A 5,145-nucleotide genomic window follows, 5' to 3' on the forward strand; every position below is an offset into this window, starting at 1 on the left:
ATCCCATTCCGCGTTCAGTCAGGTCACCACGTCCCATCCAGCCAACCTGACCCCAACACCGCGCTCACGTACGGAGATCCGAGAAACAGTGCCTAGGACCGGCGGGGCTTGAGGGTCCCGGTCGCCTTACTGTGCTTGTTCGCCTCGATCCGGGCCAGATAGCTTCCGTCTGCCCCGGGGCCTGGGCGTCGCGCCGCCCTGAGCAGGCGGGCAGTGCGGGCAGACGCTTCGCTACATGGGGAAAGAGCAGGGGTAAAATTCCACGGAGAACCCGGAGAACCGGCCAAGAATCTGACGGAAGACCACATGAAAATCACGATCGAGGGCGCGGACAAGAACTTCGCCGAGAAACTCGTCGCGCTCGCCGCAGCGCATCAGGCGGAGCTGGCTGTTGCGGCCGTCGACACCACCTGGACTGTCGAGCGCGCCACGCGCTTCCTTCGCTCGCTGCCCGCTGGTGCCCGGAAGTTCGCCGAGATGGTCATCGTCGAGGGTGACGGTTACCTCGAGGCGGACCGACTGCGTGCTGACCTCGGAAAGCTCAACGGACCGACCGTCGCCCTATCCCGTGCCGTCCCGCGCGGCGTGCGGGAGGGCTGGTGGCCCGAAGGCATCAGCGCGCCCATCACTCCTGTGTGGGATCCGGACAATCCCAGCTGGCACAAGAACATCGCCTACGAGATGATCAGGGACAACGTGCCCGTTTTCCGTTCCGCCATCGCCGCCCTGGCTCCTGGTGGACGGGCTGCCACGTCACCGCAACCGCCCATCGGCTGCAGCGGGGAGACGTCGCCAGCCCTCACTCTGCCACTCGGCTTGGGAGTTGATGACGACGTACCGCGCGCTATGCTCGGCGAACACGGCGTCGACGCAGGCCCTGACACCAGCAGCGAGCCGTAGCAAACCAGCCGAGGCAGGTCTTTGGCGGGTTGCACGACTCTCTCCCCCGTGGCTGCTATATCGCGTCAAGCGGTTCGAAGGAGATCGTCGGGGTTCGATCTGAGCACGTTCGAGGATCTTGAACAGCTGGCGGCAGACGGCTCGTTTCAGGCAGCGCTGCGCGTCGCGGGAGGTCTTGCCCTCGCTGATCCTGCGGGCAACGTATGTCTTCGTGGCTGGGTCCAGCCGCATCCGGATGAGCGTGATGGTGTGCAAAGCGCGGTTCAGCTGCCGATCACCGCTGTGGTTGATGGAGTGGCGGTTGGTGAGCCCGGAAGAGGCGGGGATTAGCGACACGCCGACGAACGACGCGAAGGCGGCCTCGGAACGGAAACGGCCCGGGTGTGACCAACTGACCAGCACCTGGGCTGCGGTGATCGGTCCGACTCCTTGGAGTTGCAGCAGCTCAGGAGCCATCTGACGCACAAGATTGAGGATCTCTCCTTCGCCCTTGGCCTCACAGCTTGCAGTGTATGAACACGCTGAGCCGTAGACCTCAACGCCCGGACCGTCATGCGGTGCTCGATGCTTTGCGCTGGGCCGTCACTCAGCTGAGCACAGCGGTTGATCTGCGCCGGACGCTTGAGTTTCCGCAGCTCAGTGCGGAGGCCGTCAGGTGCTGAAACGATCAGGCCCCTGAACTGGTTGATCGCGGCCGTGGAGGCGAGCACAGCACCGTGGCGGGTGACGAGGAGAACCCGCAGAGCCTCGCGTTCCCCTCGGTCCCTCGGCTGGATGAGGTGCTTGCTGGCGAGGGCTCCCTTGCCTGCTCGGATGGCGTCGGGCATCTCGGTCTTGCGGCCGCCGCGGACCGCCGATCGCTTGGGACGCAGGACCTCGACAGCCTGTTCGCCGGCCTGGTCGAGGAAGGCGGCCAGCCCGGCGCCATAACTGCCGACTCCTTCCACCGCCCCGCAACGACGGTCGGGGATGTGCTGGCGGGCGAACTCCAGCAGGCGCCGGTAGCCGCGGGCGTTCGCGGGGCATCCGTGGTGGCGAGGGCGGCACCGATGGGGCTGACGGCGGCTGCGGCGAGAGTGTCCCGGTGGGTGTCGACTCCGATGACGCCGTCGACCGGTTCTGCGAGCGCGGTCACGCGATTGTTCTCCTTCAAGGGCTGAGCGACCGTGGTCGGCGCCGGCCTGGGTGGAGTCACCGCGTGGCAGAACTGTGATGAGTCACGTCGATATGGCGGACAAGCCGCTGATCAAGCCAACGGGGTGGGCCAGGCCGACGCCTACGTCCGGTAGACATCTCGGGGCACGGCAGACTCTGACGAGCCGCCAATTACCTTGCGGGTCATACCGGAACGACAGCGCCAGCCTGGCAGCAACCCAACCCGGGCCGCAGGTCGACTATCACAATTACCTTCTTGGTGGCCCCGCGACGGGGTCGCCCAGCCTTCGGAGTTGGCATGACTGTCTCCCCTGTCGAGTTGATGGCTTGGGGCCCTACGTTGTTAATGGGTCGGATGGGCTGTCGTGCGGTCCGGAGGATCCAGTGGCCCTCGGTATGGCTTGGGGGTGGTTGCCTTCAATGGTTCCTGTGACACCTGGCAGCCCGGGGCCGCACGACGACTCGACCACTGATGAGGAGCTGCGAGCCCACGGGTATCGCTGAGTAGGACCATGCTGGAGGGGTCGTCCGGATCGAAGTGCGTCGAACGACCGGAGGAGACCATGGCTTGGGACTGGACGGGAACCGATATCGGCAAGGCTCACCATCACACCGTTGTCCTGAACAACGACGGCGATGTACTGCTGTCCAGGAGGGTGGTCAACGATGAGCCTGAACTGCTGGACCTCAGCAGCGACGTGGCGGCGCTCGCTGAGGATGTCGTCTGGTCCATCGACGTTGCCGACCGTATGGCCTCCCTGCTGGTCAATCTGCCGCTCAACCATGAGCAGACCGTCTTCTATCTTCCCGGCCTCGCCGTGAACCGGACCTCGGCCGGCTACCGCGGCCTGGGCAAGAACGGACGCGAAGGACGCCCGGATCATCGCTGATCAGGCACGCATGCGACGTGACCTGCATGTCCTCACCCCAGAGAGCGAAATGGCCGCTGAGCTGCGAGTGATGACCGATCGGCGGGCCGATCTGGTCAAGGAGCGGACGCGCAAGACCAACCGCCTGCACGCGCAGGTGCTGAGCATATTCCGGCCTGGAGCATGCCCTGGAACTGACGAGCATCGGGCCGGTGGTGCTTCTGTCGAGGTACCAGACGCCGGCGGCACTGCGGCATCTCGGTCGAGGGCGGCTCACGCCATGGATACGCACCGCAGGACCCGCAAGCACAGAACTGGCCAACGCCGCTGTCGATGCTGCAGAGCGCCAGCATACCCGGCTTCCCGGCGAAGTCACGATCGCCCGCGTGATCGGCGACCTGGCAGTGGAATTGCTCAGCCTCCACGAGAAGATCCACGAGCTGGACAAGCTCGTCGAGGCTCGGCTTCGCGAGCACGAGCTCGCACCAGTGATCTCCAGCATGCCTGGCATCGGGTCGCTGCTGGGTGCCGAGTTCCTCCCGGAGGACGAGCGTGATCGACGTCAGTGACATCGGCGCCTTCCTCGGCATGCCCAACAGCGCGCCCAATCTCCGCGAGGTGTTCGGGAAGCTGCAGGCCAAGCACGGAACGGTGCTGGTCGTGGTCGATAAGCCAGCCTCCATCGGAGCCCTGCCTCTGGCAGTGGCCCGGGACATGGGATGCCCGGTCGCCGATCTGTTCGGGCTGACGATGCGGCGGATCGCTGATCTCTATCCGGGCGAGGCCAAGACCGATGGCCGCGACGCGTTCGTCATCGCGGATGCCGCCCGCGTCATGCCACACACGCTCCGATCAGTCGGTCTTGAGGAGAAGACCATCGCCGAGCTGGAGATGATCGTCGGCTACGACGACCTGGCCGGCGAAGCCACCCGCATCAGCATCCGCCTGCGCGGCCTGCTAACGCAGATCCATCCGTCGCTGGAACGCGTCCTGGGCCCCGAGTGCAGCGCCTGGCCGGACTCGTCCAGTTCGGGTTGCCCGCCCAGATACGCAAGGCCGAGCGGCGTCGGCTCGTGACACCGCGCCCCGGGCACGGACGCGGCAGCGCTGATCGTCCCCAGCCTTGCCAGCTCACTCCAGGCAGTATTAGACCAGGGGAACTCCTCGCCGCACGGATCGAGGAACTGCTGGAGGCACACCCGCTTTCGAAGGTCCTGACGTCCACGCGGGGATCGGCGTCAGGACCGGAGCCAGGATTCTCATCGATGTCGGCGGCGACCGTTCGTTCCCGTCCGCCGCCCACCTTGTTGCTTACGCCGGCCTTGCCCGGCAACCCGCAGTTCGGGCTCGTCAATCCGTGGTGAGCAACCGTCCCTGAGAAGAAGCAAGCAGCTCAAACGGGCGTTCTTCCTCTCCGCGTTCGCGGCCCTGGCTGACTCGGCCAGCCGCAGCTACTACGACAAGAAGATCAGCCAGGGCAAGTGCCGCTCCCTGGCTCGTCGTCTGCCTCGCCAGACGACGAGCCGACGTGCTCTTCGCGTTGCTTCGTGACGGCACCTTCTACGAACCCCAGCCGGCCCCATGGGCTTGACCAGTTTCATAGGGGCCCCGGATCACGCAAGGTCGGCGCGGTCCCTTGCACCGGCGGGTTGTGACCGCCGCCCTTCAGGCGTGATGCCGCCATGCCCGCCGCTGTCTCCCTCTCCCCCGAGCAGGGCCTGGCCTAACTTTCTCTTCTGGGGATCTTGCGTCCGGCGAGCCTGATCCGCAGGGCCACAAACCGCGGGTACATACGCTTCACACCGCTGCTGCCGCTGCCCGGGCGGGAGCCTCCCTGCCACTGCACGTGTTCGAAGCCTGCTTGCCGGCCTCAATAACCAGCTTCTTCGCGGCCTTGGCCAGCTCGTGGTGAACCGGCTGCGGCCCAAGCTCTCGACCGCCGTAGGGCGGGATGCGGCGCCTTGCTTCTTCCGGCTGGGCAGTGGTCGTGCTGGAGATGCCCACCACGTACTCCAGCCCGCGTTTCTCAAGGCCGAGGCGGAAAGCTGCGGCACCGCCGTAGCCTCCGTCGGCGACTACGAGGGGCACCTCGATACTCCACGCCCTCGTCTCTTCAATCACGCCCAGGGCTAGGTTCTGTCTCTTTGGTCAGCGCCGGGTCCAGATGAGGATGCCCGCGAGGTGGAGTGCGGCCTGGTAGGCGATCGCGAGCTTGTCGGTT

Annotated in this window: 5 protein-coding genes and 3 pseudogenes; 6 read left to right on the forward strand and 2 right to left on the reverse strand. The window is 65.8% G+C overall.

All coding sequences use genetic code 11. The features are described from left to right. Nucleotides 1-306 precede the first annotated feature (306 nt). Nucleotides 307-900: a hypothetical protein gene (locus ACH4C6_RS35800; RefSeq protein WP_398112767.1), complete on the forward strand. Its 594-nt coding sequence runs from the start codon at nt 307-309 to the stop codon at nt 898-900. A gap of 258 nt (nt 901-1,158) precedes the next feature. On the opposite strand, the pseudogene ACH4C6_RS35805 reads toward ACH4C6_RS35800, so the two are convergent. Beyond that, nucleotides 1,159-1,356: pseudogene (locus tag ACH4C6_RS35805) on the reverse strand (transposase); the annotation flags it as partial. Between the two features lie 260 nt (nt 1,357-1,616). On the opposite strand from ACH4C6_RS35805, the gene ACH4C6_RS35810 reads away from it, so the two are divergent. The 5 genes and pseudogenes from ACH4C6_RS35810 (at nt 1,617) to ACH4C6_RS35830 (ending at nt 4,515) form a co-directional block, all read left to right on the forward strand. Beyond that, nucleotides 1,617-2,060: a hypothetical protein gene (locus ACH4C6_RS35810; protein ID WP_398112768.1), complete on the forward strand. Its 444-nt coding sequence runs from the start codon at nt 1,617-1,619 to the stop codon at nt 2,058-2,060. 558 nt (nt 2,061-2,618) lie between these two features. Continuing rightward, nucleotides 2,619-2,945 (forward strand): transposase, encoded by a 327-nt coding sequence (locus ACH4C6_RS35815; RefSeq protein WP_398112769.1) that lies wholly within the window; start codon nt 2,619-2,621, stop codon nt 2,943-2,945. 10 nt (nt 2,946-2,955) lie between these two features. Then, a pseudogene (locus tag ACH4C6_RS35820) lies at nt 2,956-3,036 on the forward strand (hypothetical protein); the annotation flags it as partial. A gap of 100 nt (nt 3,037-3,136) precedes the next feature. Next, the gene (locus tag ACH4C6_RS35825; RefSeq protein WP_398112771.1) at nt 3,137-3,493 is read left to right on the forward strand and encodes a hypothetical protein; all 357 of its coding nucleotides are present in this window, start codon (nt 3,137-3,139) and stop codon (nt 3,491-3,493) included. Further along, a pseudogene (locus ACH4C6_RS35830) lies at nt 3,477-4,515 on the forward strand (IS110 family transposase). The gene ACH4C6_RS35825 and the pseudogene ACH4C6_RS35830 overlap by 17 nt, the downstream one beginning before the upstream one ends. Nucleotides 4,516-4,721: 206 nt before the next feature. Here the strand turns inward: ACH4C6_RS35830 and ACH4C6_RS35835 are convergent. Beyond that, nucleotides 4,722-5,045 carry a transposase gene (locus ACH4C6_RS35835; RefSeq protein ID WP_398112770.1) on the reverse strand — a complete coding sequence of 108 codons (324 nt, stop codon included), beginning with the start codon at nt 5,043-5,045 and terminating at the stop codon, nt 4,722-4,724. Nucleotides 5,046-5,145: the final 100 nt, after the last annotated feature.

The organism is Streptomyces sp. NPDC017943 (genome assembly GCF_044328425.1).
Lineage (GTDB): Bacteria > Actinomycetota > Actinomycetes > Streptomycetales > Streptomycetaceae > Streptomyces > Streptomyces djakartensis_A.